Origin of the sequence: Romboutsia sp. 13368, from assembly GCF_018336475.1 — a bacterium.
GTDB lineage: Bacteria > Bacillota > Clostridia > Peptostreptococcales > Peptostreptococcaceae > Romboutsia.
Genome location: NZ_CP048741.1, coordinates 1,622,591 through 1,623,667 on the forward strand (window position 1 = coordinate 1,622,591; position 1,077 = coordinate 1,623,667).

Annotated in this window: 1 protein-coding gene; it reads right to left on the minus strand. The window is 26.2% G+C overall.

Annotation, left to right across the window (positions count from 1 at the left end):
* Nucleotides 1-24 precede the first annotated feature (24 nt).
* A complete protein-coding gene (locus G3997_RS06485) occupies nucleotides 25-987 on the minus strand; it encodes an LCP family protein (RefSeq protein WP_296644639.1) in 963 nt (320 codons plus the stop codon).
* Between the last annotated feature and the right edge of the window lie 90 nt (nucleotides 988-1,077).

Sequence of the window (1,077 nt, forward strand, 5' to 3'; positions counted from 1 at the left end):
YATAMMTAATAGTAACTAYTAATTTTAATTTTGATCTTTTCCAAATATAAACTTATGCCAAGCATCTAAGTTAGGTTCTCTATCCCATTCTAAAACCCATCCTTTTTCCTTACTTATAATATGTCCTTTTCTATATTCTTCTAATGGAAATTGGAATTGTTCTATCTCTTTATCATTTATACTAAGCATTGTATAAGCTAAGCTCATCATTTCAATAGGACTTATATTAGTTTTAGTATTATCTAATACTATATCAGCACATCTTTTATAAGTATCTATACCTTGTTGTGCAAATTCCTTRTAAACACTTTCTGCAACTTCTCTGTGTCTAGCTTCTCTATGAAAAGCACTATCCGTATATCTTATTCTACTAAAAGCAAGAGCTTGATACCCATTTAATCTTTGAGTTCCAGCTTGTGTTAAGTATTCTTTTTCACCTACATCATCTTTATCAGAATAGTAATTATAACAAGAATCAATCATTGAATTAATGGCTTCTAATCCACTTTCTGGAACATCAACAACTACACCACCTATTTCATCTATAATATCCATAAATGAAGTAAAGTTTACAGCGATATATTTATCAATTTCTAAATCAAAGTTTTCTTTAAAAACTTCCTTTAAAAGATCTATTCCCTCATATGCATAGGCATGATTCATTTTTTCTTTTGAATATCCTGGTATATCAACATATGTATCACGAGCTATAGAACTTATTTTTATATCTTTATTATTACTATCTATTGTAACAAGCATAACTCCATCTGATCTGTTTCCTTTTTCAACATATTCTCCATCAGTGYCAACTAATAAAATATTAGTTATACCATCAACTATAGTAGCCTCTTCTTTTTCTTCACTTTTTACAACTTCATTATTTACATATATTTTATTTAACTTAAAATATACATATCCAAAACCACTTAAACCAATTACCAATATTATTGCAATTAATGTTAGTGCTATCCTTTTAAAATATTTCATATTYTTCTCCTATAAATTCCTTTTTTCTACATTTTAACATATTTTTTATAGATAATCATTATAATARTTCTATTTTTTATATAATATACA